The sequence below is a fragment of the Sphingobacterium multivorum genome (genome assembly GCF_039511225.1).
In the GTDB taxonomy this organism is placed as follows: domain Bacteria; phylum Bacteroidota; class Bacteroidia; order Sphingobacteriales; family Sphingobacteriaceae; genus Sphingobacterium.
This window is the reverse complement of the sequence record NZ_CP154261.1, coordinates 3,931,387-3,956,941: the sequence shown is the minus strand read 5'-3', so window position 1 is coordinate 3,956,941 and position 25,555 is coordinate 3,931,387. Positions and strand designations below refer to the sequence as shown.

Here is a 25,555-nt window from a genome sequence, read left to right as displayed (position 1 = left end):
CCTAAACCTATTTTATACGAAATCAATGAAATTAAAATTACTAATTGCAACGGCTATTGTATGTCAATCGGTATCGTCGTTTGCACAAAAACAAGTCCTTAAGAATGATCTTCGCGCGCCTGCCTATCCTTTAGTAACAATTGACCCGAATACAAGTGCCTGGTCCTATAGCAACGAATTGAATGCGGATGTTGTACGCCATTGGACCGGAAAATCCTTTCCCTTATTGGGCGTCCTTAAAGTGGATGGAAAACCCTATCGCTTCCTGGGCAAAGAAGAGGCTGAACTCTTGCCTTTGGCACGGATGGGCGAACATGCGGCTTGGACGGGAAGTTACGTTGTCAATGAACCTGCCTCAGACTGGATGAAACCTTCATTTGATGCACGGCAATGGAAAATGGGAGCAGCGCCATTCGGCACCAAGGACAAAGAACCCAATGTGGAGACTGATTGGCAGGAACCTAAAATTTGGGTTAGAAGGGAAGTTGAACTGACTGAGGATCTTACGGGCAAATCTGTATATATCGAATTTACACATGACGATGACGCTATTTTGTACGTCAACGGTATTGAGGTTGCTAATACAGGCAATTCGACAGGTAAAAATAGTCGGGTCAAGCTGCCCGAACATGTCGTAAAAACATTGAAGAAAGGAAAAAATATACTCGCGGGTTATTGCTATAATAGGGTAGCGAATGGATATTTTGATTTTGGACTCTTTACAGAAAAAGAAGGTAGTATTCAATTCGACAATGAAGCGAATCAGATCACTTCCAATGTGCAGGCAACACAAACACATTATTCGTTTAACTGCGGGCCCGTGGACTTAAATATTACATTTACTGCGCCGATGTTTTTGGATAAATTGGACTTAATGGCTAGACCCGTAAATTATCTTTCCTATACCGTTCATGCGAAGGATGGCAAGAAGCACCAGGTACAACTCTATTTGGAGGCAGCACCAAATTGGGCACTGAATTCTCCACTTCAAGATGCTGCAAGCAGTTCCTTTATTTCCGGAAATCTCCAATTTGTAAAGACAGGAAGCAAAAGCCAGCAGGTTCTAGGAAGGAAAGGTGACGACCTACGGATAGATTGGGGGTATTTCTATATGGCAGGTGCAAAATCAAAGACAAAGTCCGCGGTCGGAAGTAGCCATCAATTACGCTCTAATTTTCTGAAGAGTGAAAATAGCTCTTCTCCAAATGGAGGGCAACAATTGGCACTGATGCAAACTTTTGATGTCTCATCAAGCTACCAGGATAAGATCTTGTTGGGCTATGATGACCTGTACTCGATCCAATATTTTGGACAAAATTTACGGCCTTATTGGAATACCAATGGAAATAGTTCCATTGAGAAACAATTTGAACTGGCCGACAAAGAGTATACTGTTCTCAAAAAGGCTGCTGATAAATTTGATGCCGAATTATGGGGTACGGCTTTGCGCAACGGAGGTGAAGACTATGCTGCATTATGTGCCTTGGCCTATAGACAGGCAATCGCCGCTCATAAACTTGTAAAAGCACCCAATAGCGATCTGCTTTTACTGTCCAAGGAAAATGATAGCAATGGGTCAATAGGAACTGTTGATGTAACCTATCCTTCGGCTCCGATTTTCCTTTACTATAATCCAGAACTGGCAAAAGCACTAATGAACGCCATTTTTTATTATAGTGAAAGCAATAAGTGGACAAAACCTTTTGCTGCGCATGATGTTGGGACCTATCCTTTAGCGAATGGCCAAACTTACGGTGGGGATATGCCCGTGGAAGAATCAGGCAATATGCTGCTATTAACTTATGCTTTGGCCAAGGTGGAAGGCAATGCCGCTTATGCCAAAAAACATTGGAAAGTGTTGTCTACCTGGGTAGATTATCTAGTCGATAAAGGTCTTGACCCCGAAAATCAGTTGTGTACAGATGATTTTGCAGGCCATTTTGCGCATAATGCCAATTTATCCATTAAAGCTATTTTGGGTATTGCATCTTACGGTTATCTGGCCCAAATGCTTGGTGAAGAGGCTACGGCGAAAAAGTATTTGACCGAAGCAAAAGCAATGGCGATGAAATGGAAAAAGATGGCCGAAGATGGGGATCACTACAAGTTAACTTTTGATAAAAGTGGAACCTGGAGTCAAAAGTATAATATGGTCTGGGATAAATTGCTTAAGATGGATATTTTTGACCCTTCTATCCGTGAAACTGAAATTAAATACTATCTCAGCAAACAAAATAAATACGGACTTCCCCTGGACAATCGTCAGCCTTACACCAAAACCGATTGGATTATTTGGACGGCGACCATGGCAGATGATAAGCCCACCTTTGAGGCATTTTTGAAGCCAGTCTACCGTTTTATGAACGAAACAACCGATCGCGTTCCCATGTCGGATTGGACCTATACAGACCGTCCTAAGAGAGCTGGATTTAAATCAAGATCCGTTGTCGGGGGCTATTTTATCAAAATGTTGGAAGAGAAATTGGGAAAAGCAAAATAGCTTTCCCTATGATATAGAAAATAATATAAATAGAATAATAAGATGTTGAATGCAATGTTGTTCAGATATTGGATTGGCGGAGTTGCCGTACTGAACCTGTTGAGCTCCTGTGGAAGCGCTACAGGTTCAGTGAAGCCGTCGGGACAAATAACAAATGCTACGGCTCAGCATAAAACCTATAGCAATCCGGTTTTTGAGCCCATACTTGCTGATCCTACAGTCGTTAGAGACCCACAGCGCAAAATGTTCTATGCATACGGGACAGCCGACAATTGGGGCGACGGAAAGGGGCAACGTTTGGTGTCTATTCTACAATCGGCTGATCTTGCTCATTGGACTTGGATTGGTACGGCCTTCAGCTCAAAACCAGGTTGGAAAGCAGAAGGCGGAATCTGGGCCCCCGATGTAGTGCAGTTAAATGGTAAGTATCTCTTATATTATGCCTATTCCACATGGGGTGATCCCAATCCCGGCATCGGTGTAGCCCTAGCAGCTAGACCGGAAGGCCCCTTTATCGATCAAGGTAAACTTTTTGATAGCAAGGAGATCGATGTGCCTAATTCAATAGATCCTTATTTTTTTACTGAAAATGGGCAGAACTATCTATTCTGGGGCAGTTTTAGCGATGCGAATACGCAAGGCACTTATGGTGTTGAACTCGATAAAAATGGTACCGGTATACCTGATTTAAATGGGAAATTTAAAGTCGCTGCAGGAGATTTTGAAGCCGTTGTGATTCATAAACGAAAAGGGTACTATTACTTTATCGGATCCAAAGGCTCCTGTTGTGAAGGAGAAAAAAGCAGCTACCATGTTCTTGTGGGGCGCTCTCGTGATCTGAAAGGACCCTATGTGGATCAAGAAGGCCGCAACCTTACACAGCGGGGGAGTGGAACGCTGTTGTTAAAAGGAAATGATCAATTTGTGGGGACAGGTCACACTTCGCGCATTATTACAGACGACAAAGGAAAAGATTGGATACTCTATCATGGTATTGATCCAAAGCAGCCTCGTGTCGCTACGGGGGGAAATCGCCGGATGCTATTGTTGGATCAGATCGTCTGGGATAAGGACTGGCCAAAAATTGAAGGGACAACCAGCAGTGTTGTGCCACAACCAGCACCAACGTTTAATTTTAAATAGCTAGCAGTGGACCTCCAATTTTTGTTGGTCTTGATTTTCGCTGTCGATAAAAAATATGATACATCGAACGAAGAAACATTTTGAACTTCTTGACGCCATATTTTCATTTATTATTCATGTTGGGGAAAGGAGTTATCCATTTAGCTGGATTTGTATGAGCTATGTAGAACTCAATCACCCATCAAATAGGCAAATGGCTGTGATTATTGTTATTGGAATGCTGTTGTTGATTTTTTTATCTTTATTAGTCTTTACTGTTTAGATGAGCCTATTCGGAAATATTACGGTCGAAAGCTAAAGTAAATGACGATGAAGCCAGCTACTGATGAACTGGAATACCTCCATTTTGCAGTCTTCATTAAGAATTTCATGCCGCATGCCTGCATATAATTTAAGGGTTATATCGGCCTGCCCCTGTGCACTTAACTGTGCTACACTCTTTTCGACGCCTATGCCAAAATCTCCAATTGTATCATCTTGTCCGCTGATAAATACAATTGGTAGATTTTTTGGGATATTCTTGGTAGCCTCGATAGCTGTCGCTTGCAAAGAAAGGTCTAATACGGTATGAAACCCATTGTTGGTAAACAATCCCCCACAAAGTGGATCTTCCAAAAATGAAATACGGTTTGTCTTGCTTACGCTTAACCAATTGCTGTTATTTTGGTTAGGCTCGTTCTTAAATCGAGCATTATTACGTTTGTCAAAAATGCGATTGATCAATTTACTTCTTCCTTTAGGGGCAATACTATTGAGAAGAGTGAGTAAAAGGCGAAAGGCCATGGATCCTTTTTGACGTTGGCCTGTCCCCACGATAATGGCCCCCTTAAATTGCCGACCAATTTTTTGCAAAACACAACGTGTGACAAAGGATCCCATGGAATGCCCTAAAATAAATTGAGGCAGTTGCGGATAGGTTTCACGTAAGAAGTTACTCATTGTAATGGCGTCATCAATAAGTTGTTCTTTAGCCCCATGCTTTTTAAAATAACCCAATTGATCGACCTGTAGCGCCGTTTTTCCATGGCCCAATTGATCGTAGCTTAAAACCGCAAAATTCTGTGTAGTCAGATAACTGGCCAATTCTTCGTACCGACCACTATGTTCCTGCATGCCATGAACCAAGAGTAATGTTGCCACTATTTGATTGTCGTCGGGTACATACAGACGATAGAAAATTTTATGTTCAGGTTCAGTCGTTGCGCTGATTGTATAAAAATTGGAAACTACCTTGCTCATTATACCACTTTATTTTAAGTAAAGTAAGATAATTTTAGTGCATTTGCAAGTTTAACAATCTTCTTTCAGATGTTGTTCGGATGAAGCCGAAAGCCTTTCAGGGCAATTGATCAATAAAAATTAGCACGATTAATTTTTGTGGTTTGGGAATATTTTTTAGATTTGCATTAATTTAGAATTAATTTAAATAAAGTAGTTGGTCTATTTTAAACATGGGCTTGTCTGTATGCAGAAATTGTTGCAAACATCGAATTCGGAACGCATCCATGTTCTAAAAATATACGCGTTTACACATATTCTGATGAAACCAACACGATATATTCCGACCCATGTTATCGTATAATTAAAGCTCAATTTGCAGAATAATTGAGTAGGGAATGAATAGGTTATGTTGCTCCATCACCTTCAAAAGACAAATAAAAGAATGAAAAAGACACTTTTGGCAGCTTTATTATTCGCTGCATCTTATGCACAGGCGCAGACAAACTCGTTAATGAACGGCGAGTTCTGGAAGGGCAAACCTACATTGACCGTTGTTAAAGCAGAAATCAGCAAAGGAAATAGCCCTTCTCAGCCGAATGCGGCATCCTTTGATCCGGTCACTATGGCTATATTAAATGGTGCTCCGACTGATGTCGTCAAATTCATGATCGAACAAGAAGGGAATAGTGTAACCAAGAAGACACATCACAGCCGTAGTTATTTACACTGGGCAGCGTCAAGTGGAAATGCTGAACTGGTCGATTTTTTAATAGCGAAGGGATCTGATGTCAATTACCAAGATAGCCATGGTTACCCAATTGTCGCTTATGCAGCTTCAACAGGAAATACAAATACTGCTGTGTATGATGCCTTGTTTAAAGCAGGCGTGAATCCCAAACAGAAATATGAAGGTGGTGCAACATTGATGATGCTTGCAGCGTCTGCAGACAAGGACCTGGCATTGACGGATTATTTCATAAAAAAAGGATTATCTATTCAAGATAAAGATGAGTCGGGCCGTACGGTAACGGATTATGCTGCTAAACTTGGAAATACCGCGCTTATGGAGAAATTCATCGCCCGTGGTGTAAAGCCAACCAACAATGCGTTGTTTTTTGCGACTCAAGGTTCTAGACAAGCTTCTAACGGTTTGGCGGTTTATACCTATTTGGTTGAAAAGTTCAAATTGGATCCTAAGGCCGTAAATAAGGAAGGTGCTACGGTACTGCATGCTTTGGTTCGTAGGCCAGATATGGATGTGATCAATTATTTTTTGGATAGTGGGGTAGACGTCGCCAAAGCTGACAACGAGGGCAATACGGCACTTATGGTTGCAGCCAGCGGAAAAGATGCTAAATTGGTCGAGTTGCTGCTTACTAAAGCAAAAAATGTGAATGCTGTAAATGAAAAAGGGGAATCTGCATTGACTAAAGCAATAGCAAATGGGACTCCTGAAGTAGCTGCGGCATTGATTAAAAATGGAGCCGATACCAAGGTATTGGATAAGGAGGGCAATAACTTAGCGTTCTATTGGTTTAATTCTTACAAAGAATTGCCACAGGGGGGCAGACCAGGTGGTCAGGGAAATGTGTCACAAGGGGATGAGTTTAAAGAAAAATTAGCGATCCTTAAGACGAACGGATTGGACGTTATTGCTCCGCAAAAAAATGGTAGTACATTGTATCATTTGGCAGTAGCCAAAGAGAATGTGAAGCTTATCCAGAAAGCTAGCGAACTTGGAGTAGACATTAACGCACAAGATAAAGAAGGAACGACGGCACTACATAAGGCAGCTCTCCTAGCTAAAGACGATTCCATATTAAAAACATTGGTTTCGCTTGGTGCAAAAAAGGAATTGAAAACAGAATTCGATGAAACAGCTTATGACCTGGCGAAAGAGAACGATTTCTTAGCTAAGTCCAATGTGCAGCTTGACTTTTTGAAATAAGACAACATCGTATTCCAGTGGTATTTCTAATCATATCGATGAAATATCCCGATAAATAATAGAAATATTGGTAACGCTGAACGGACTAAGGATACCTTAAAATTAGATACAATTGAAGATGAATAACATATTTAAAACAACGATAGCCACTCTTTTATTTTCAATGGCAGCCCTAAGCTCTTTCGCACAGGCAGCTAAATATAAGTGCATGATCCAAATGAATGCCTACGAAGGTGAGAAAGCCTACGTCGTGATTTCACTGATTAATCCTAGTGGAGCTTACGAAAAAACACTCGCCGTATTGGGATCTGATAAACAATGGTATAATACCATCAAGGAATGGTACAAGTTCCAAAATAAGACCAAAGAGAAGCTAAATGCGGTGACGGGTGCGTCAGTTGGTGGCGGTGACCGTGCCATGCGTACATTGGATATTGACGAATCGAAGTTCAACAAAGGGTATAAACTCCGTTTTGAATCTGCTGTAGAGGAACAAAAATATCATACTGCCGATGTTGAAATCCCTTTAACAAAAGAAGCCATTACCGAAAAAGCGAATGGCAAGGGATACATCAAACTTGTCAAGTTAAATAAAATACAATAAAAGAGGGTTAAAAATGCTGGTATCTATTTGGAGGTATGCACATTTAGCCTTAGCTATTGTTTCTTCTGTCTTTTTACTTTTATTATCGATAACTGGCGTAATATTGGCCGTTGACGCTGTCAACGAAAAAATTCCACCTTATCGGGTTGAACATATTGAAACCTTAAACCTTGCGCAGTCCGTAACAGCCTTGCGCAAGGTTTATCCCGAAATCATAGCGATTTCGGTAGATCACAATCAATTTGTGAGTATTGATGCCATAGACGCTGATGGCAATACCGTGAAGGGTTATATTGATCCAAATACCGGGCGTCTGCTTGGTCCCCAATTGAATAAGTCCCAATTTATTCAATGGGTTACAGCTTTACACCGCTCGCTCTTTCTGAAAGTAACCGGCCGGGTGATTATTGGTGTGGTTTCATTTCTGTTGTTTCTTATTACTATTTCAGGAATTGTTCTGATTGTTAAGCGTCAACAGGGCGTTCGGCACTTCTTTGCCAAAATCAATCGGGACTTTTTTGCCCAGTATTTCCACGTTGTTTCAGGACGTTTATTTTTGATACCAATTTTGATATTGGCCCTAACTGGTACTTATTTATTCCTGGTACGTATTGAAATCTTAAAAAAGCCGAATCAAACCATTGAATATCCCAATAAGATGAAGGAAGATATCGAATTGGAGGTGGCAAAATTTTCAATATTCCAAAATACAAAACTTGTTGATTTGAAGACCTTGGAGTTTCCGTTTATGGAAGGCGATCCTGACGAATATTTTGTACTGAAGCTTCGCGATCGGGAATTGACCATTAATCAGTTGAATGGAAGCTTGCATAAAGAAGTCAAGTACCCCTTTACTGCATTGGCCGAAGAGTTGTCTTTAGACCTCCATACGGGTAAGACCAATATTATATGGGCGATTGTGCTGGGGCTTGCATCGTTGAATATCGTGTTCTTTATTTATACAGGGTTCGTCATTACATTCAAGCGCACGCGTACAAAGATCAAGAATAAATATAAACCTGAAGAAGCGGAGATTGTTATTCTTTTCGGAACGGAAAATGGAAGTACGCTGTTTTTCGCCAATCAGATCCATAAACAGCTCTTGGCGGATGGGCAAAAATCGTTGCTGCTCGGAATGAACCAATATCAATGCCTTCCAAAGGCAAAACACTTGCTTGTGTTTACTTCGACATACGGGCTAGGAACAGCACCCTCCAATGCACTTCAATTTGAACAAAAGCTCAATAGCCATCCACAAAAACAAGATGTACAATTTTCGGTTCTCGGCTTTGGTTCAAAAGCCTATCCCGATTTTTGTGCCTATGCGCGCGAAATTGATTGTTTATTAGAAAAACAAGGTTGGGCTTCGCGTTTAACAGACTTACATACCGTTAATGATAAGGATGTTGATGAACTTATTTCATGGATACATGACTGGTCTTCGCAGGCCACTATTGCATTAGCTTCTGCACCGGCTATTTATAGTGCTAAGGTCGTCGGATTGACGAAATTTAAGGTGGTAGCAAAGTCTGCTATTTCAGCGACTAACACGACCTTTACTTTAGTGCTGAAGCCTGTAAGTAAAATTAACATGCAATCGGGCGATTTATTGGCAATCTATCCCGCGCAAGATCAACGTGAACGTTTTTATTCGATCGGCTACAAAGATGGAATGGTGCAGCTCGTGGTGAAATTGTTTCCTGATGGATTTGGTTCTAGCTTCCTCTATCGATTGGAACCGAATCAAACCCTGCAGGCACGTGTCATGGTTAATCCAAGTTTTCATTTCCCGAAAGCAGCAAATGCAGTCGCTTTAATTGCGAATGGTACAGGGGTAGCACCCTTTCTTGGCATGATTTCAGAAAATGAAAGTAGGACGCCTTTGCGTCTGTATGCTGGTTTTCGCCATCGAAATGAAATGACTGCGCACTATGTGGATTTTGCTGATCAACAGCTGAAATTAGGGCAGCTGCAACAGCTTGAACTGGCTTTTTCGCGCGAGGAAAATCCACAATATGTCATGGATCTGATCCGTCGGGATGCGTTATATTTTGTTGAATTGCTGGATAAAGGAGGATATATATTGCTCTGTGGTGCATTGCGTATGCAGCATGATGTTGAGCATACTTTAAATGAACTTCTCCTGGCGCATGTCGGCAAAACTATTGCGGACTACAAAGAAAGTGGACAAATATTAACGGATTGTTATTAGTAAATTGGTGGGACAATGGTAAATCCCGTCACGAAGACTACTTTTTGTATAGATCGACTTTATAATACCTTTTTGGATCAATCTCATGAAGAACAATAAACAATGTGTCCTGCTTTTAATGCTCTGCTTTGTGTCCATTACTTCGGGGATTGCGCAGGTCTTGGTCAAGCGGCAGGTTACCCTTATGGGCTCTGTTTTTGAAATCAGCTTGGTAGATCGGGATAGCGCGATTGCAAACACGCATATCGATGAAGTCATCTCCGAAATTGATCGAATAGAAAACCTGATTTCAGAATGGCGTCCGCAAACCCAAATAGCAGCGGTGAACCGCAATGCAGGGATTAAGCCCGTTAAGGTGGATCGGGAAGTGTTTGAATTAACAAAGCGAGCGATCCAGTATGCTCAAAATTCAGGCGGAGCCTTTGATATTAGTATTGTTGCCTTGGATAAAGTTTGGGTATTTGATGGTAGTATGACCACGATGCCTACGGAAGATCTGGTTAAAAGGTCTGTCGCCAAGGTAGGCTATCAACACATCCTTCTTGACAGTGCATCTTCGACAATTTTTCTGGAGTTGCCCGGTATGAAGATCGGTTTCGGCTCGATTGGGAAGGGCTACGCTGCTGATCGTGGCAGGGACATAATGAAGGCAAAGGGAATTGAAGCAGGTATAGTTAATGCTTCCGGAGATCTTTCGGCTTGGGGAAGCCCACCCCGGGGGGATGTCTGGAAAGTGGGTGTAAACAATCCGTTCAAACCCCATCGAATGGTCAAAGTTCTTCATTTGAATGAAATGGCCGTAGCAACTTCAGGCAGCTATGAGAAATACGCGGAGATCAATGGGAAACGGTATTCACATATTATAAATCCAGTGACAGGTTATCCAGCTACGGGATTAACTTCAGTGACGATTTATGGACCTTCCGCCGAGATTGCAAATGCCCTCAGTACCTCAATCATGGTACTTGGTGAGAAAGAAGGAAAAAAATTAATTCAGCGTTTCCCTGCATACCGTTATATTTTTATTACCGATAAAGGTAAAGTCATTCAGCAGCGGTGGAAGTAATAGACCACACAGCATCATTTTTTTTCTGAAAGTGTCTGATCTTATTGGCCAGAAAGAACCTTCAGTTTGCTTTCATTGCTGTTGGTGTCTGCGAAGTTATGAAGGTTTTGTTTTATTCCTGATAAAGTAGGTTGAATGCATCAGCTATTAGCTGATTATCTCGTATCTTTATCCTAACAAAGCGTATACGAAAGAAGACGGTAGAGAACGTGTGCTTATTGGTCAGAAAGTGGAAGTCAGCAAGAAGAAAGATTCATGAAAATAATTTAAAGTAAAAGTTTGACTAGTTCGTCTATGCTGCTATGGACATTGCATACCAAAATCATATGGCAGAAAAAAATTCCAGATCATTTACGGATATCGTTAAGACTTATGGAAGTCAGCTGCTACGTTTTGTTAAGGGAAGGGTAAAGAAAACGGAGGATGCAGAAGATATCTTACAGGAAGTCTGGTATCAATTTAGCCGTTTGACCAATATGGACGAATTGGAGAATGCGGGAGCATGGCTCTATGCTGTCACACGAAATAAGATTACAGACAGCTACCGGAAAAAGAAAAGTGAATCGCTTGATGAGCTTATAGCGGGTGACGAGGATAGCGAAAGTACGTTTCCTATTCGTCAGCTCCTTTTAGCTGACGACTCAAATAATCCTGAGCTAAAATTATTTAAGGATATCTTTTGGGATGAGCTGATGAAAGCATTGGAGGAATTGCCGGAAAAACAACGTCGGGTTTTTGTGCTCAATGAACTGGAAGAGAAAACTCTTCAGGAAATTGCAGTCATGGAAAATGAGAACCTAAAGACGATTATCAGCCGAAAAGGGTATGCAGTGAAGCACCTGAGAATACGGTTGCGAAGTTTGTATGAAGAATTAAAATTTTAAAAGGATTAAGCTATGAATGGAAGAATGAAAAGACAGCGGAAGGGTAAATTCGCTTTTATGGTTGTCGCTATCATCGTTGGTGTTTTTTTGTTGGTAGCATTACTACAATATTTGTGGAATACATTAATGGTTGATATTTTCAATCTGAAAGCAATTACCTATTGGCAGGCGCTGGGACTCTTTGTCTTGTCGAAAATCTTGTTCGGCAGGGGCTTCGGTAAGCCGGGAGGTGGCCGATTCCGACGGGATTTTCCGCGTCAGATGGAAAAAGGAGAAGATCTTTCCGACGAGGAAAGAGAACGTTTGCGCGAAGAATGGAGGCGTCGTTTTGGAGGACGATGCGGGTTCTGAAAAAAAGAATAAAAATTTTAAAGTAAAAACTGTTGTTGGGCGTCTTCTTCTATAAAGGCGCCTTTTTTTATGCCGATATCCTGATGGTAAACAAGTAACAGAACGCGAGGATCTGTCAGCAGGGATGTTGGATAAAACAAATAGTTAATTACAACATACAAATGATCTAGGAAAATTCTATGTGCAATGTGCTGAAAATAGATATAATCCGCAATCATTTTTAAAAAAATGTATTCAAATGAAAAATAAACTTCGATTTATATTGCCACGCCTCATTGTGCTTACGGCAATAGCAGGATTAGCAACATTGATTATTGGGACGATCTTTAAACTCTTGTTGTTTGGGACAGTTCTCTTTGGTATAGGAAGCTTTGCCGCGGCAAGAATGCGTAGAAGAGATAGACAAGCATTCAGAATGGATAGGGCTCCGGTATATCCGAACGTTCACCGTCATTATAACACAGTGGTCGCTATTGTTCCATTACAAGGGCAAAAACGTGCTAAGAAAGCAACAATAGTTCCAGTTTACTAAGGTTAAAAATTGCAAGACGAGGAAATTCATCCCACATCAGTTTACACGTATTATTCAATATTAAAAATTAAAGACATGTTTAAAAGAAATCATTATACCAGCGAATATTCAAATCATAATAAATTTTGCGGACAACATTTCAAAGACCGCTTTGAAAAATTCCAACAACAGTTTTTTGATGGTGAAGCCGGGCACAATGCTGGCGTACAGCAAGCTGTTCCTGTAAATATTGCCGAAAATCAAGAGTTCTATGAAGTGCAGCTTTTTGCCGCTGGACGTAAGAAAGAACAATTCCAAGTCAGCATAAATGACGGGATACTGAAGATTTCATGTACAGAAAACACCCAGGACAATGCCATAGATTATATCTATAAAGAGCAGGATGGATTGGCATTTGAACGTGAATTCCAATTAAATGAACAAGTACTTACAGATAATGTGCATGCAAGTTTCGAGGATGGGGTATTGACGGTTATCCTTCCAAAAGATCTTGAAAAAGTAAAACGGCCACAAGAGGTTGTTATTGATTAGTAAAAACCAGTTTTGATCTGGGCGCACATCAAGGCTGCTGATGTGCGTAGCCTTAAATCAGCGTAAGAGCTGATGTTGAAAAAGGACAGCATCGAATTTTGCTGTCCTTTTTTTGTCTCTTAATTTACCACCAACCGGTGCCCAAAAGCAGTGAACAGTAAACGAATTTCGAATTGCTGTTTGGCGCTATGGTCCTTATATCCGTACTACTTTTCTAAGTATTCCCGGAATTTGTCTCGATTGTTGACGAGTGCCATAATTGCTCAATAAGGGCCTAGATCAAGATAATTTCAAAACGGAAACAAACTAATACCAGATTGTAGGTAACAACAATTTTTAATCATTTTTTAAACAGTACTCAGTCATTGTTTATTCAGTCTACACTGAACGATCACTGAGCAATCACTGAACGAGCACTGAACGAGCACTGAATAAACACTGTCGAAAGGCATAACATGATACCTGCCAGGTATTCGCTTGATTGAAAGGTATAAAGGTTAGGGATTTGGAGTTTACGCAGCTATAGATCAGCTAGGGCTATAAGATGTTTACAATATCCCTAGTTGGTTTGTCTGCGCTAAATTTGCTTACGCCTGTGCTGGTGAGGCTTGGCTTTATTGTCGCTCGTATGGCACTGTGTGAAGTTTATTTAGATGTTATGTTGTGAAAGCTACTCCGTTCTTTTAAGTTTTTTATTGAGTTGTTCTTTGCCAAATCGCCAAAAGAAATAGAATAGGCCTATAACAACTATAATTGCCATAAAGGGCACAAATATGGCGAGTATGGTCAAAATGGTTGAACCGATGGTTTCCATGGTCGAGATCATAAAATTGCCAAAACCTGCCGTTCCAACAGACGAGACTGCCCGGGTGCCAGCTAGCGCTGTGCTAATGGTCGCCGCGGTACCGCCACCAGCGATGATTGCCATGGCCCAGCGGAAAAAGGGTGAAATATCTGCAAACTGTATGGCAAAAAGTAAGGTGCCTGCTATCGTCGCGAGAGGAATTGAAAGGCTGTCCAATATATTGTCAATAAAAGGAATGTAATATCCCGCTATTTCTAGGATCATGGCTAGGCTTGTAGCTGCCAAAACAATAGGTGAGCCCGCCCAGGCCAATTCATTGCCAACCTGGAACAATTCAAGCCGACAGCCAAGGCTCAATAAGAATAGCGGCATGAAAACCCGGAAGCCGGTAGCAGCAGCCAGACTCAAGCCTATAAAAGCACTTACCAAAAATGTGGATAGCTCATTCATGGTCAATATTTTTGATACAACCTAATTATAGAATAGTAAAAGAATCGCTTTTGTTTTTCAGACTTCCAAAAATCGTCATATTCTAGCTGCTCATTAAAAGATGATTTTTAGTATTTTATATAATTATATATTGTGTATATAGATTTTGATTATAGTGTATCGAATCATTCGATGTACAAGTGGGATCTCATTTGTGTAATTTTATGAAAGTGGGAGTCAAACAATTTGATCACTTAAGATATTATATAAATAAACTTTCTTTTCATATGGACAACAACGAAAAAGACATTAGCAAATGCCCATTTCATAATGGTACGATGCGCAACGCCGTTGCGGGAGGGGGAACTCAAAATCAGGACTGGTGGCCAGATAGACTTCGTGTAGATCTGTTGAGACAACACGCAAGCAAGTCAAATCCGATGGACGAGGGCTTTGATTATGCGGAAGCATTTAAACAATTGGATTTAGAAGCCGTAAAAAGAGATTTGCATGCCTTGATGACCGATTCGCAGGACTGGTGGCCTGCTGACTTTGGACATTATGGACCATTATTCATCCGGATGGCTTGGCATAGTGCAGGAACCTATCGGGTAAGCGATGGTCGAGGCGGAGCTGGGTCTGGGCAACAACGTTTTGCACCACTGAATAGCTGGCCTGATAATGTGAGTTTGGACAAAGCGCGTCGCCTGTTGTGGCCTATCAAACAAAAATATGGTAAAAATATCTCCTGGGCAGATTTATTGATTTTAACAGGTAATGTTGCTTTAGAGTCTATGGGCTTCAAGACTTTTGGTTATTCTGGTGGACGTGTGGATGCTTTTGAACCTGAATTGGATGTCTATTGGGGTTCTGAAAAAACATGGTTGGGTGGTGATGTACGCTATGCTCATGGTTCAGAAGGCGTAGTGGAATCACACGGTGTATTATCTGCCGATGATGATGCGGATGGTAAACAACATTCGCGCAATCTTGAAAAACCGTTGGCAGCGGTACAGATGGGATTGATTTATGTTAATCCGGAAGGACCAGACGGAAATCCAGATCCTATCGCTGCAGCAAAAGATATACGGGATACTTTTGGTCGGATGGCGATGGACGATGAGGAAACTGTCGCTTTGATTGCTGGAGGGCATACGTTTGGAAAAACACACGGAGCAGGACCTGCCGACAATGTCGGAAAAGAACCTGAAGCAGCCGGCATTGAACAACAAGGGCTTGGTTGGAAAAGTACCTATGGCAGTGGAGTAGGAGCAGATGCGATCACGAGTGGCTTGGAGGTTATTTGGACACAGAAACCGACAGAATGGACCAATCTCTTTTTTAAAAATCTCTTCGAAAATGAATGGGAGTTAACAAAGAGTCCTGCAGGAGCGCATCAATGGGTAGCCAAAGGAGCTGATTCGACTATTCCAGATCCTTTTGATCCAACTAAAAAACGTAGGCCAACGATGCTGACGACAGATTTGTCCTTGCGTTTTGATCCAATTTATGAAAAGATCTCGCGTAAATTTTACGAAGATCAAGACGCATTTGCTGATGCATTCGCTCGCGCCTGGTTTAAATTGACGCACCGTGATTTGGGACCACGAGAGCGTTATTTAGGTGCCGAAGTTCCTGCTGAGGAATTATTGTGGCAAGATCCTATTCCTGCTGTCGATCATGTTTTGGTCGATGCTGATGATATTAACACATTGAAATCTGCCCTATTGAACGCGGGGCTCAGCACTGCAGAGCTCGTAACGACCGCTTGGGCTTCAGCTTCTACTTTCCGTGGATCTGACAAGAGAGGTGGTGCAAACGGTGCGCGGATACGGTTGGCTCCGCAGCGTTATTGGCAAGTCAATAATCCAGCACAATTGCAAAAAGTTCTTACGGCGCTTGAGCAAATTCAACAGGACTTTAATGGAAAGCAACAGGGCGGAAAGAAGATCTCATTGGCTGACTTAATTGTCTTGGGTGGTGTTGCTGCGATAGAGCAGGCCGCTCGTGCAGCTGGACATGCTGTCAACGTACCGTTCCATCCGGGGCGTATGGATGCATCACAGGAACAGACTGATGTAGAATCCATGGGCTATCTTGAGCCAATTGCGGATGGATTTAGAAATTACCGTAAAGGTGCTTATACCGTGTCTACGGAATCATTATTGATCGACAAAGCACAATCACTCACGCTATCTGTTCCGGAATTAACGGTATTGATCGGCGGACTTCGTGTTCTTCAGGCAAATTTTGATGGTTCTGCATTAGGAGTGATGACAGATCGGCCAGGCCAATTGACGAATGACTTTTTTGTCAATCTATTGGATATGGGAACAGCTTGGAAAGCCATCTCTCCGGACCGGGAAGTTTTTGAAGGATCAGATCGTAAATCTGGTGTTAAAAAATGGGAAGCCGGACGTGCAGATCTTGTTTTTGGTTCCAACGCTGAACTGAGAGCTGTTGCTGAAATATATGGCAGTGCCGATGCAAAAGATAAATTCGTACAAGATTTTGTGAAGGCATGGACTAAAGTGATGGAGTTAGACCGTTTTGATCTGCATCGCTAATTGTTAAGAATATCAGTTTTTCAAGAAGCCAGGTCCGACGCGAACCTGGCTTCTTGTTATTTTAAATTTATCCAGATAACCCTGAAATTAACCTTTTGCTCCGACGCTAAGATTGGTTCAGATTTTTTACGATGTACATGACCAATATTTATCGCTATGGTCCCACGACATGAACCAATTTACTTAATGACAATAGCAGCCAAAAAAGAACCAATTTTTGCCTCTAATATCATTTTAATCTCACCTTAACCAAATTTTAATTTAATATATGAAGAATTATGGAATTTTCTTTGGGTGTTTCCTATTTTGTGAAATAAAATTCAAGATTTGTGCTACTTTTTCTTCTTTGATCGGTAGTAACTTTGTAATGGTTTCAAAGGAATCTTTGATACTTTATTAGGTTAAAGCTATGTGGAAGCACTTTATTTTTCTATTTGCAGCACTGTTGTTATCATTTAAGAATTTAAATGACAACAGTCTTGTACTGAAAAGTGATAGTGTCGAATCCCCGCTTTTATCCTCAAAAAAATCGTCAAAACATGCGGACCATACACGCATCGTCCATTTTCATAAAGATCATAGTCAATTCTGTTCGCTTTACCCATCGCTTCAATCCATTGTTGCTGAAATGGACGTGGAAGTGGCACAAGATTGGTTGATGGATCGCTGGTTGGTTACGGTTGATTTGCTTTGGCATGAACTTCTGCCATCCCCACAACAGAAAGATTATCGGTATGAACATACCCTTGATCTAGAGCATATACCCATCGCTCGATTTTTGCTGTTTGAGCAAATCAAAATTCCATGCTAAAGCATATGCTTTTCTTCACATCATAGAAGCAAAGAAAGCTGTCATTTCTTTTCTAAATTTATTTATTTCTTAAAATATACCAATGCACGAGCTAAGTATAGTAAAGGATATTTTTGATACGTTGACCTCGCATTATGAGGCTAGGGTAGATGATATTCAAAAAATTCAAGTTACAGCAGGGTTGTTATCCAACGTCCAGCCTGTATTGATCCAAAATGCATTTGATGCTTTTATTGCCGAAAATACGCAATACCAAGATATGGAAATGGAAGTCGTTGTAAACGATATTATTGCATATTGTGAACATTGTCAGAAAAACTTCCCGGTTCATTTTCATCGATTTGTATGTGATTGCGGACAAGCTTCTAGTACAATTGTTCAAGGGAATGAACTCTATATATCAAAAGTAATTTTTAAACAAGACTAAAATCGTTTATCATGTCAGACAATACTTCAAATCCTAAAAGTTTAGGTAACCGTGTAGGTTCGGTTCAATGTGAAAATACAACGCTACATTTATTAAAAGCAAATGATTTTGTCGCAAAAGCCATCCGCGATAGACTGAAAGACGTTTGTGTGATCAATGTATGTTCTTCTCCGGGTTCGGGTAAAACCACCTTGATGCAAGAAACGGGAAAACGTTTGGCCAAAGATCTGAATATTGCTGTTTTGGTGGGTGATCCAGAAACCGAACGTGATGCGGTTCGTATGCGTGAGGTAGGCATTAATGCATTGCAGATTGTCACTGGCGGAATGTGTCATATTGAGGCACAGATGATCTTACAAGCCTTGGATCATATCAATATCGAAGGAATAGACTTGTTGTTTATTGAGAACGTCGGGAATTTATTGTGTCCATCAGCATTTGATTTGGGGGAAGATTACCGCGTGACTTTATTGGCGACCACAGAAGGGGACGATAAACCGAAAAAATATCCACGTATGTTTTTAACAAGCGAATTGATGTTGGTTTCCAAAGCTGATTTATTGCCATATGTACCTTTCTCGGTAGATGCGGTAACGAAAGATGCGCGCGAAGTAAACCCCAATTTGGAAGTTATTACAATCAGCACATTAAATGGTGACGGTCTTGATACCTGGTGTGATTGGTTGAAAGAAAGAGTTCAGGCGAAAAAAGATCAATATAAGGCGCTTGAAGTAAAATAACGGCCAACTGATAAAATGAGTGGTATAACAATGATCCGCACTTCATTGTTATACTGTATATGTTGCCATGTTATTTGTGTTTAGAAGAAATAGATTTGACGGAGAACAAAGCTGTATCAGTGCCGTTAACGAAATGAAGAAGATAGGTTTACAATATGAATGAGCTACCTGTACCAATAGATAAGATTGTAGCAAAGCATGAGTTTGCTTTTAGTGAAGTCGATCAAGTGTATCTTGAATGGTATGAAGTCCACAAAAGACGCCTAACACGCAATACAACGGGCGGAAAGACAATTTTTATGCAATTGGAGCAAGGTGTGGAATGGCATCATGGCGATGCTTTATTTCATCAGGAAACGCTACAGGCAATCCTGGTTGTCAAGCCTACGTTGACCATAAGATTCAATCCAATAGACTTGGTGCAGCTTGCAGATTTTGGTTATTTTATCGGAAACAGACATCTGCCCATATTCAACGTAACAGATGCCCAATCGCTTCGTCTCCCTTACGATGGACGGCTCTATGAGCAGGTCCTGGCAAAGTATGGAACCTCGATTCAATTGGAGGAAGCCTTACTGTTATCCGAGAATTTGATTCGACTTGAGGCGAGAAATAAAAAGAAAGCAGATTTAAGCGGAACAGATGAACATGTTGATCCGCGTAAGCAAGTCCTAAAAAATAATTAGATGAAAGTGAATCGTATTATACCTGTATTGCTTTTGGCATGTTTGTGTTTAGTGAGCGCCTGCCAAAATCGGCAAGCAGGTACGGTCAGCAATCAAGTGAAAGCTGTCGACAGCCGTGGAAAAGAAGTGGTATTAGCGCATACGGCACAGCGTGTGGTTGTATTATTTCCGTCCCTTGTTGATGAAGTCTACATGTTGGGTGCTGAAAATAGCCTTGTTGGTATTCCTGAACAGGTTTATCAGGTCGAAGATACCTATAACTTTTTGTCCAAATTGGATGATAGGATCGCAAAAAAAACACTGGCGACACCTACTTTCGCAGGCCAGGCAAATAATGTGGAAAGCATAGTGAGCTTAAAACCTGACCTTGTTTTGACGTTCAATACCGATCAGGATAATATTTCCCAACTAGAAGATCTTGGAATTCCCGTGTTCACTTTTTCTTCGCAGGATGAAAAAAGTATTTTTAATGAACTGACAGGGATGGGAGCATTACTCGGAAAGAAAGCGCGAGCGGAAGAAATTGTTCAGTTTGTTTCGGCGGAGATCAAAAAAATGACTGCTCCCAAGGATCAAGTACAGAAGAAGGTTTATTACGCTTGGTCTAAAGGTCGGGTACTTTCGACATCCGGTCGTGGTAGTTTGATTGATATGGCGATCCGCCTTTCGGGCGCAGCTAACGCCTGTCCGTTGGAAATGGAAGCCCCAAATGTCGGCGCAGAGACAATTTATAAATGGAATCCGGATCTCATTATTCTTTGGAATTCTACATTGGCAGACGTCTATAACTTAAAGGAACTCGCGGCCTTACCGGCAGTGCGAAATAAACAGGTATTTGTGATGTCACCGTCGTTTCCATTCGACCCACATACCGTCAAATTTATGCTTTTTGCCAAACAGATAAGGCATTGGTGTTTTTCGGATTATACGAAACAGCAACTTGACCAGGATATGGCTATCGCTTTTGAAAAACTTTACGGTAAAGCAGGACTACTTCAATGATGCATCAATTAAAAAAGCTGTTATTGCTCGTTGTTCTACCATTGTTGGTTTTATTGTTTTCCCTATTAGTAGGCTCAAGCCAGAACATTGGTTTTGTTGAGCTCTGCCAACGCATTGGATCGGAAGTGGGGGGATATTTAGGTCACCCTACTGCGGTATGGAAGGATAATATGGATACCATATTGTGGCAGGTACGTTTACCACGGATTCTGCTGACCTTTATGGTCGGAGCTGCTCTAGCGTCTTCTGGCGGAATCTTGCAGGCCATTTTTAGGAATCCAATCGTTGATCCCTTTACATTGGGTATTTCTTCGGGATCTGCTTTTGGGGCTGCATTGGCTATGTTGTTTCCGCTATTGCCGGTCAATATATCCGCATTTTTGTTTGGTGTATGTGCTGTGGGGTTGACTTATTTTGTTTCAAATGCTGGTTTGAAAACCTCGATTATTGGGATGGTATTGGCAGGAATGGTTATTTCCGGTGTATTTACAGCCATGTTAACCTTGTTGCAATACATCAGTGATCCCTATAAATTACAAGCTATTGTACAATGGACAATGGGGAATCTGCATACGGCCTCCTGGTCGAAAGTACAGCATGCTTTTCTGCCGATAACAATAGGATTGGCTATCCTGATTCTGTTTCGTTGGAAGCTGAATCTTTTAGCCTTGGGCGATCAAGAAGCCATTGCTGTTGGCGTCAATCCGAAACTGTTGAAACTGGGATTTATTGCTGTAGCTACACTAATTACAGCATCAGCCGTTGCAGCTGTAGGGGTAATAAGTCTATTTGGATTAATTGTTCCACATATCAGCCGGATGATCTTTGGCCCCAATAACAATATTGTTGTGTGGGCAAATATCAGTATTGGTGGTACTTTTCTTCTACTGATCGATGATTTTTCGAGGGCGGTCATGCCATTTGAAATTCCGATCGGTGTATTTACAATGATTATTGGCGCTCCCTTGTTTATTTACCTGATGCGTCGTAATGAAATCAACTGGAATTCATGAGTAATTCGATTCATATCAACAACCTTTCTTTTGCCTACGGCAAGGATATCATTTTAAATGATGTAACCATGTCTTTCCCAAAAGGAAAGCTTTCTGTTATTCTCGGTCGGAATGGAAGTGGTAAATCCACGCTATTTAATATTATTGCAGGGCTGGAAAAAAAATATGATGGATCGGTTCTTATTAATGAAACGGAGCGTCGCGATTGGAAGGTTGGTCGAGCTAATTCATTGAAATTGGGTTTTCTGAACCAGTTCCATCAGACTACATTTCCTTTTAGCGTTGTTGATGTTATTCTGACGGGACGAGCTTCATTTTCTCGTTTTTCACCAAGTAAAGAAGACTTCGAGGCAGTAGAACAGATCTTGGATAAATTTAACCTCACACACTTAAAGGACAAACCCTATACGTCGTTGTCTGGAGGGGAGCGACAATTGGTGTTACTATGTCGGGTATTGGTACAGCAACCTGATTTATTATTGCTTGATGAGCCTACGAATCATTTGGATCTGAAATATCAGATTGCGGTGCTGCAGACCGCCAAGGAGCTGGTCAAGGAAGGAACAACCGTGTTATGTGTAATGCACGACCCTAATATGGCGTTTCTTTTTGGTGATCATTTTTATCTGATGAAAGACAATAGGCTTGTGGACCTCCACGGTCTGAATCGGGAACAAGTAAGAAATTTATTGGAACAGACCTATCAACTTCCATTGATTAGTTTGGAGAATCAAAAGAAATGGATGTTTGTTCCGAGGCTGAGTGGCGCTGCGGCATTTGAACCTATGGTGGAGGCACAACATAGTCCAGCAACGGTCACTGAGATGAATACCCTCTGATGAAGTGCTGGAGTAAGCGCCTTTGTAAAAACATCATGGATTGTAGGTAAGATGCCCAGTTTACGGGGCGATTATTTTAAAATAGCGATAACACTATGAATATATTTAAAGACAGTGGCCATATATTGATTGAAAATAAACGGATGAGTAAGCGATCTCTTCCCGCTCAACCTCAGTTGAAAAATATAACCATATCTCGTGTTGAAGAGGAGGATATTGATGTCGTATTACCTTATGTCATTGAATTTCGGAAACAGTTGTTCCCCATGTTGGATTCAAATAAGCTTCCTAAGGATCTACTCGCATTTTCAGCCGTATATCTTGAGGCTGAAGCTGCTGCATTCTTGCAGGCAAAAGATCATCGGGGTAATTTGATCGGCGTCGTTGGTATGTCGGCTTATGATTACCGTTTTCCGCATTTGGATATAGATAGAAGGAAAACGGTAGAAGTTGCCCGGCTTTTTGTGGATCCGAGTTACCGTAGGTCCGGTTTAGGAACAGCCTTATTCAAGGGCTTGGTCGCTGTAGCTAAGGAGAAAAGTATTGAAAGGCTTTATTTACATACTCACCCATTCTTGACAGGAGCCTATGAGTTTTGGGGAAAACAGGGCTTTCAATTAAAGGACTTTTGTAATGAATCGAATTTTCCAACGATTCACATGGAATTATTCATTGATCGTATTGCTTAACGTCAAATTGGGGAAGCCAAAATATATATAAATTATTCGAATGAACAACGTAATGAAAGCGCTAGCTTTCGCTTTATTGACAAGTGCTTCCGTACCGGGAGCTGTATATGCACAACAAGGTGTAGCATTATTTGGAAAAATTCAGGATGAAAGCGGTGATCCCATCGCTGGGGTTACACTGACCTTAGTCGGTGGACAACAACAGACAAGTTCTAATGCTCAGGGCGAATTTAGTTTTACCGGAATAATTTCTTTTCCTGTACAGTTACGTGCAGATGCAATTGGTTATAAGCCTGTATTGCTGGATTTGAACGCGGCTAGCTGGAATGCAAAAAAAGGAGTTCGATTACTGATGGTAGCCGGTGATAATACCTTGGATGAGGTATTGGTAACAGGTAGACGCAACAATTCCTATTTGACAAATGACATGGAGTTGGGCGGAAAATTTGCTGGAAAATTAAAAGATCTTCCACAATCTGTTGCTGTTTTAAGTAAGGAATTTATAGAGGATAAGCAGGCATTCACTACTGGGGCATTGGTTCAGGATTTGGCTGGTGTGACCGAAGCATCTTCCTATGATGATGTTGTCATTCGTGGCTTTAAAAGCGGTTATGAAACGGGTGTACGGCTTGTCAATGGCTTACGCTCGGGGTATGGTTATGGTAACAGTTATTATAACTCTCCCTTAACAATCAATCTTGAAAATATCGAGGTTTTGAAAGGGCCAGGAGCATCCTTGTTTGGAGATATCGTACCGGGTGGTACGATTAATATGACGACCAAGAAGCCTTTGGAAGATTTTAGAGGGCATGTGAATTTTTCAGGTGGTAGTTTTGAAACGATGCGAACAACTGTGGATCTCGGTGGACCTCTGGACAGTGCCAAACGTATTTTATATCGTTTTAATGCGGGTTACGAAGATACAAAGACTTTCCGAGATGTAAATCGCCAGAAACGAATCATGGTGGCTCCTTCGTTCACCTTTAAACCAGCTGAGGGCACGGTGGTGGATATTGATATGGTGTATAATCAGTTCAACGGTTATCTTGATCGGGGAATGGGTATTAAGGAAAATAACTTTTATGCTTTGCCAAGATCATTTACGTTGAGCCAGCCTTCCGATTTTTATAATTCCAAGACTTTTTCGTTAAGCGGCCGATTGTCTCAGCGTCTGGCAGAACATGTTAGCTTGAATCTGAGCTACATGAAATCCATCTATCAGGAGGATGTCAACGAACATCGGACAATGAACACCTTTGCTGATGCGCCACATAATACCATTATGAATATGCGTTTTTTTGATCGTCATGGACGTGACTATACAGATAATGTTGTGGGTTATGTTAAGTGGGATCTTTTGGGTGATCGGGTTGATCATCATTTAGTTGCGGGAGTTGATTTTGCACAGTATCGGGGCGACAAAGAAAATCAATTGCGGGAGGCGCGGCAGCAAACTGTAGATGGCAAAGTTGTCCCGTTGACTTTTGACTTGAACAATCCCACTTATACAACGCATGACCTGACTAATTATGTGTGGCGCACGGGAGTCGCTTATCCTTTTTTAAGCCCTTATAAAACAACAGGTAAATATATTCAGGATCAAATCAGCATTGACGACCGATTGAAACTTATTGTAGGTCTACGTCATGAACACTATTCTTCTGAAACACTTGATGGACAAAATCGTTTTCATGCGACACAAAATGCCTTATTACCGCGTTTTGGTGTGACCTATGGAATCAATAAGCAGATTAATTATTTTGCAAGTTATTCGCAGGGCTTTGTGCCTGTGGGTGCCAATTTTATTCAGAACTATAAAGATTACGGAGCTGATAAACCCTTTGATGCCGAGCGGAGTTTCCAGGTGGAAACGGGGATGAAGGCCGGTTTTTTTAAAGAGCAATTGCAAGTTGATCTTTCCTTATTCCGAATTGAACGACGGAATATGCTCATTGCCACAGGGGCTATCAATGATTCAGGGCTGCCGGAGTATAGACAATCTGGCAAAGCGTTATCCCAGGGGGTCGAATTCGATGTCCGTGGGCAGTTGACACGTGAGTTCCAGATTATGGCCAATTATACCTATAACGATACGGAGGTAAAATCTTCCTCTGTTCCTTCTGAAATAGGGCAGTCCCTGCCGGGAGCACCCAAAAATATGGCGAGTGCCTGGTTGAAATATGTGTTTTCAACTAGTACATTAAAAGGTTTGGGTTTTGGCGCCGGTGTTTACTATGTAGATCGTAAAAGGATGGATAACAGTATCGGAAAGGATAGCGAAGGAAATGCACTTTGGGGACAATGGCCTTCGTATACCACTGTAAATGCTGCTGCATATTACCACATTGGTGCGATGAAAATGGCGTTAAATCTGAACAATGTATTCGATCAATATTACTTTTTAGGTGGTTTTGACTACACACGGGCCTTTGCTGGTGCACCGCGAAATGTCATGGTATCAGTGGGTTACTCTTTTTAATGCTGAAATAGTAATCTATAGCCGCCATAGCGGGCTTTTTCAACAAATTTGGACTATTTAATTCAAGATTTGTGCT

At 41.3% G+C, this 25,555-nt stretch carries 22 protein-coding genes; 20 read left to right on the top strand and 2 right to left on the bottom strand.

Annotation, left to right across the window (positions count from 1 at the left end; all coding sequences use genetic code 11):
• Window positions 1–25: 25 nt before the first annotated feature.
• Both AAH582_RS16735 and AAH582_RS16730 read left to right on the top strand, forming a co-directional pair.
• On the top strand, window positions 26–2,500 hold the full coding sequence (locus AAH582_RS16735) for a glutaminase family protein (protein WP_343318835.1): 2,475 nt from the start codon (window positions 26–28) through the stop codon (window positions 2,498–2,500).
• 42 nt (window positions 2,501–2,542) lie between these two features.
• The gene (locus AAH582_RS16730) at window positions 2,543–3,643 is read left to right on the top strand and encodes a family 43 glycosylhydrolase (RefSeq protein WP_343318830.1); all 1,101 of its coding nucleotides are present in this window, start codon (window positions 2,543–2,545) and stop codon (window positions 3,641–3,643) included.
• A gap of 294 nt (window positions 3,644–3,937) precedes the next feature.
• On the opposite strand, the gene AAH582_RS16725 is transcribed toward AAH582_RS16730, so the two are convergent.
• The gene (locus AAH582_RS16725) at window positions 3,938–4,882 is read right to left on the bottom strand and encodes an alpha/beta fold hydrolase (RefSeq protein ID WP_343318824.1); all 945 of its coding nucleotides are present in this window, start codon (window positions 4,880–4,882) and stop codon (window positions 3,938–3,940) included.
• A gap of 424 nt (window positions 4,883–5,306) precedes the next feature.
• Between AAH582_RS16725 and AAH582_RS16720 the strand changes: the two genes are divergently transcribed.
• The 8 genes from AAH582_RS16720 to AAH582_RS16685 all read left to right on the top strand — a co-directional run bounded on the left by AAH582_RS16720 (window position 5,307) and on the right by AAH582_RS16685 (window position 12,992).
• Window positions 5,307–6,812, top strand: coding sequence for an ankyrin repeat domain-containing protein (locus tag AAH582_RS16720; protein ID WP_343318818.1), 1,506 nt, complete (start codon window positions 5,307–5,309; stop codon window positions 6,810–6,812).
• Between the two features lie 118 nt (window positions 6,813–6,930).
• A complete protein-coding gene (locus AAH582_RS16715) occupies window positions 6,931–7,416 on the top strand; it encodes a DUF2271 domain-containing protein (protein WP_070567915.1) in 486 nt (161 codons plus the stop codon).
• Window positions 7,417–7,429: 13 nt separating this feature from the next.
• The gene (locus AAH582_RS16710) at window positions 7,430–9,628 is read left to right on the top strand and encodes a PepSY domain-containing protein (RefSeq protein WP_343318810.1); all 2,199 of its coding nucleotides are present in this window, start codon (window positions 7,430–7,432) and stop codon (window positions 9,626–9,628) included.
• Window positions 9,629–9,713: 85 nt separating this feature from the next.
• The gene (locus AAH582_RS16705; protein WP_343318806.1) at window positions 9,714–10,694 is read left to right on the top strand and encodes an FAD:protein FMN transferase; all 981 of its coding nucleotides are present in this window, start codon (window positions 9,714–9,716) and stop codon (window positions 10,692–10,694) included.
• Window positions 10,695–11,020: 326 nt separating this feature from the next.
• Window positions 11,021–11,578: an RNA polymerase sigma factor gene (locus AAH582_RS16700; protein ID WP_201303555.1), complete on the top strand. Its 558-nt coding sequence runs from the start codon at window positions 11,021–11,023 to the stop codon at window positions 11,576–11,578.
• 12 nt (window positions 11,579–11,590) lie between these two features.
• Window positions 11,591–11,929 (top strand): hypothetical protein, encoded by a 339-nt coding sequence (locus tag AAH582_RS16695; protein ID WP_343318800.1) that lies wholly within the window; start codon window positions 11,591–11,593, stop codon window positions 11,927–11,929.
• Between the two features lie 238 nt (window positions 11,930–12,167).
• Window positions 12,168–12,461, top strand: a complete 294-nt coding sequence (locus AAH582_RS16690) for a hypothetical protein (RefSeq protein WP_343318797.1) — start codon at window positions 12,168–12,170, stop codon at window positions 12,459–12,461.
• A gap of 75 nt (window positions 12,462–12,536) precedes the next feature.
• Window positions 12,537–12,992, top strand: a complete 456-nt coding sequence (locus AAH582_RS16685) for an Hsp20/alpha crystallin family protein (RefSeq protein WP_046675408.1) — start codon at window positions 12,537–12,539, stop codon at window positions 12,990–12,992.
• A 670-nt stretch (window positions 12,993–13,662) separates the two neighbouring features.
• Here AAH582_RS16685 and AAH582_RS16680 read toward each other — a convergent pair.
• The gene (locus tag AAH582_RS16680; RefSeq protein ID WP_046675409.1) at window positions 13,663–14,247 is read right to left on the bottom strand and encodes a DUF4126 domain-containing protein; all 585 of its coding nucleotides are present in this window, start codon (window positions 14,245–14,247) and stop codon (window positions 13,663–13,665) included.
• Window positions 14,248–14,513: 266 nt separating this feature from the next.
• Here AAH582_RS16680 and katG point away from each other — a divergent pair, with 266 nt between their 5' ends.
• The 10 genes from katG (at window position 14,514) to AAH582_RS16630 (ending at window position 25,479) form a co-directional block, all read left to right on the top strand.
• Window positions 14,514–16,793, top strand: a complete 2,280-nt coding sequence (gene katG / locus AAH582_RS16675) for a catalase/peroxidase HPI (RefSeq protein ID WP_343318790.1) — start codon at window positions 14,514–14,516, stop codon at window positions 16,791–16,793.
• A gap of 409 nt (window positions 16,794–17,202) precedes the next feature.
• Window positions 17,203–17,604, top strand: a complete 402-nt coding sequence (locus tag AAH582_RS16670; RefSeq protein ID WP_343318788.1) for a hypothetical protein — start codon at window positions 17,203–17,205, stop codon at window positions 17,602–17,604.
• An 82-nt stretch (window positions 17,605–17,686) separates the two neighbouring features.
• Window positions 17,687–18,031: a hydrogenase maturation nickel metallochaperone HypA gene (locus AAH582_RS16665; protein WP_046675411.1), complete on the top strand. Its 345-nt coding sequence runs from the start codon at window positions 17,687–17,689 to the stop codon at window positions 18,029–18,031.
• A gap of 11 nt (window positions 18,032–18,042) precedes the next feature.
• Window positions 18,043–18,771 carry a hydrogenase nickel incorporation protein HypB gene (gene hypB, locus AAH582_RS16660; RefSeq protein ID WP_053003869.1) on the top strand — a complete coding sequence of 243 codons (729 nt, stop codon included), beginning with the start codon at window positions 18,043–18,045 and terminating at the stop codon, window positions 18,769–18,771.
• 155 nt (window positions 18,772–18,926) lie between these two features.
• Window positions 18,927–19,457 carry a hypothetical protein gene (locus tag AAH582_RS16655; RefSeq protein WP_343318782.1) on the top strand — a complete coding sequence of 177 codons (531 nt, stop codon included), beginning with the start codon at window positions 18,927–18,929 and terminating at the stop codon, window positions 19,455–19,457.
• The gene (locus tag AAH582_RS16650) at window positions 19,458–20,459 is read left to right on the top strand and encodes an ABC transporter substrate-binding protein (RefSeq protein ID WP_343318779.1); all 1,002 of its coding nucleotides are present in this window, start codon (window positions 19,458–19,460) and stop codon (window positions 20,457–20,459) included.
• A complete protein-coding gene (locus tag AAH582_RS16645) occupies window positions 20,456–21,472 on the top strand; it encodes a FecCD family ABC transporter permease (RefSeq protein ID WP_343318776.1) in 1,017 nt (338 codons plus the stop codon). Before AAH582_RS16650 ends, AAH582_RS16645 begins: the two co-directional genes overlap by 4 nt.
• Window positions 21,469–22,311 (top strand): ABC transporter ATP-binding protein, encoded by an 843-nt coding sequence (locus tag AAH582_RS16640; RefSeq protein WP_343318773.1) that lies wholly within the window; start codon window positions 21,469–21,471, stop codon window positions 22,309–22,311. The genes AAH582_RS16645 and AAH582_RS16640 overlap by 4 nt, the downstream gene beginning before the upstream one ends.
• Before the next feature lie 95 nt (window positions 22,312–22,406).
• Window positions 22,407–23,000 (top strand): GNAT family N-acetyltransferase, encoded by a 594-nt coding sequence (locus AAH582_RS16635; RefSeq protein WP_343318770.1) that lies wholly within the window; start codon window positions 22,407–22,409, stop codon window positions 22,998–23,000.
• A 40-nt stretch (window positions 23,001–23,040) separates the two neighbouring features.
• Window positions 23,041–25,479 (top strand): TonB-dependent receptor, encoded by a 2,439-nt coding sequence (locus AAH582_RS16630; RefSeq protein ID WP_343318768.1) that lies wholly within the window; start codon window positions 23,041–23,043, stop codon window positions 25,477–25,479.
• Window positions 25,480–25,555 lie beyond the last annotated feature (76 nt).

What these genes read in the sequence shown, in the direction of transcription:
- AAH582_RS16735 (WP_343318835.1), top strand. Translation starts at nt 26, where the DNA reads ATGAAATTAAAATTACTAATTGCAACGGCTATTGTATGTCAATCGGTA.
- AAH582_RS16730 (WP_343318830.1), top strand. Translation starts at nt 2,543, where the DNA reads ATGTTGAATGCAATGTTGTTCAGATATTGGATTGGCGGAGTTGCCGTA.
- AAH582_RS16725 (WP_343318824.1), bottom strand. Translation starts at nt 4,882, where the DNA reads ATGAGCAAGGTAGTTTCCAATTTTTATACAATCAGCGCAACGACTGAA.
- AAH582_RS16720 (WP_343318818.1), top strand. Translation starts at nt 5,307, where the DNA reads ATGAAAAAGACACTTTTGGCAGCTTTATTATTCGCTGCATCTTATGCA.
- AAH582_RS16715 (WP_070567915.1), top strand. Translation starts at nt 6,931, where the DNA reads ATGAATAACATATTTAAAACAACGATAGCCACTCTTTTATTTTCAATG.
- AAH582_RS16710 (WP_343318810.1), top strand. Translation starts at nt 7,430, where the DNA reads ATGCTGGTATCTATTTGGAGGTATGCACATTTAGCCTTAGCTATTGTT.
- AAH582_RS16705 (WP_343318806.1), top strand. Translation starts at nt 9,714, where the DNA reads ATGAAGAACAATAAACAATGTGTCCTGCTTTTAATGCTCTGCTTTGTG.
- AAH582_RS16700 (WP_201303555.1), top strand. Translation starts at nt 11,021, where the DNA reads ATGGCAGAAAAAAATTCCAGATCATTTACGGATATCGTTAAGACTTAT.
- AAH582_RS16695 (WP_343318800.1), top strand. Translation starts at nt 11,591, where the DNA reads ATGAATGGAAGAATGAAAAGACAGCGGAAGGGTAAATTCGCTTTTATG.
- AAH582_RS16690 (WP_343318797.1), top strand. Translation starts at nt 12,168, where the DNA reads ATGAAAAATAAACTTCGATTTATATTGCCACGCCTCATTGTGCTTACG.
- AAH582_RS16685 (WP_046675408.1), top strand. Translation starts at nt 12,537, where the DNA reads ATGTTTAAAAGAAATCATTATACCAGCGAATATTCAAATCATAATAAA.
- AAH582_RS16680 (WP_046675409.1), bottom strand. Translation starts at nt 14,247, where the DNA reads ATGAATGAGCTATCCACATTTTTGGTAAGTGCTTTTATAGGCTTGAGT.
- katG (WP_343318790.1), top strand. Translation starts at nt 14,514, where the DNA reads ATGGACAACAACGAAAAAGACATTAGCAAATGCCCATTTCATAATGGT.
- AAH582_RS16670 (WP_343318788.1), top strand. Translation starts at nt 17,203, where the DNA reads ATGTGGAAGCACTTTATTTTTCTATTTGCAGCACTGTTGTTATCATTT.
- AAH582_RS16665 (WP_046675411.1), top strand. Translation starts at nt 17,687, where the DNA reads ATGCACGAGCTAAGTATAGTAAAGGATATTTTTGATACGTTGACCTCG.
- hypB (WP_053003869.1), top strand. Translation starts at nt 18,043, where the DNA reads ATGTCAGACAATACTTCAAATCCTAAAAGTTTAGGTAACCGTGTAGGT.
- AAH582_RS16655 (WP_343318782.1), top strand. Translation starts at nt 18,927, where the DNA reads ATGAATGAGCTACCTGTACCAATAGATAAGATTGTAGCAAAGCATGAG.
- AAH582_RS16650 (WP_343318779.1), top strand. Translation starts at nt 19,458, where the DNA reads ATGAAAGTGAATCGTATTATACCTGTATTGCTTTTGGCATGTTTGTGT.
- AAH582_RS16645 (WP_343318776.1), top strand. Translation starts at nt 20,456, where the DNA reads ATGATGCATCAATTAAAAAAGCTGTTATTGCTCGTTGTTCTACCATTG.
- AAH582_RS16640 (WP_343318773.1), top strand. Translation starts at nt 21,469, where the DNA reads ATGAGTAATTCGATTCATATCAACAACCTTTCTTTTGCCTACGGCAAG.
- AAH582_RS16635 (WP_343318770.1), top strand. Translation starts at nt 22,407, where the DNA reads ATGAATATATTTAAAGACAGTGGCCATATATTGATTGAAAATAAACGG.
- AAH582_RS16630 (WP_343318768.1), top strand. Translation starts at nt 23,041, where the DNA reads ATGAACAACGTAATGAAAGCGCTAGCTTTCGCTTTATTGACAAGTGCT.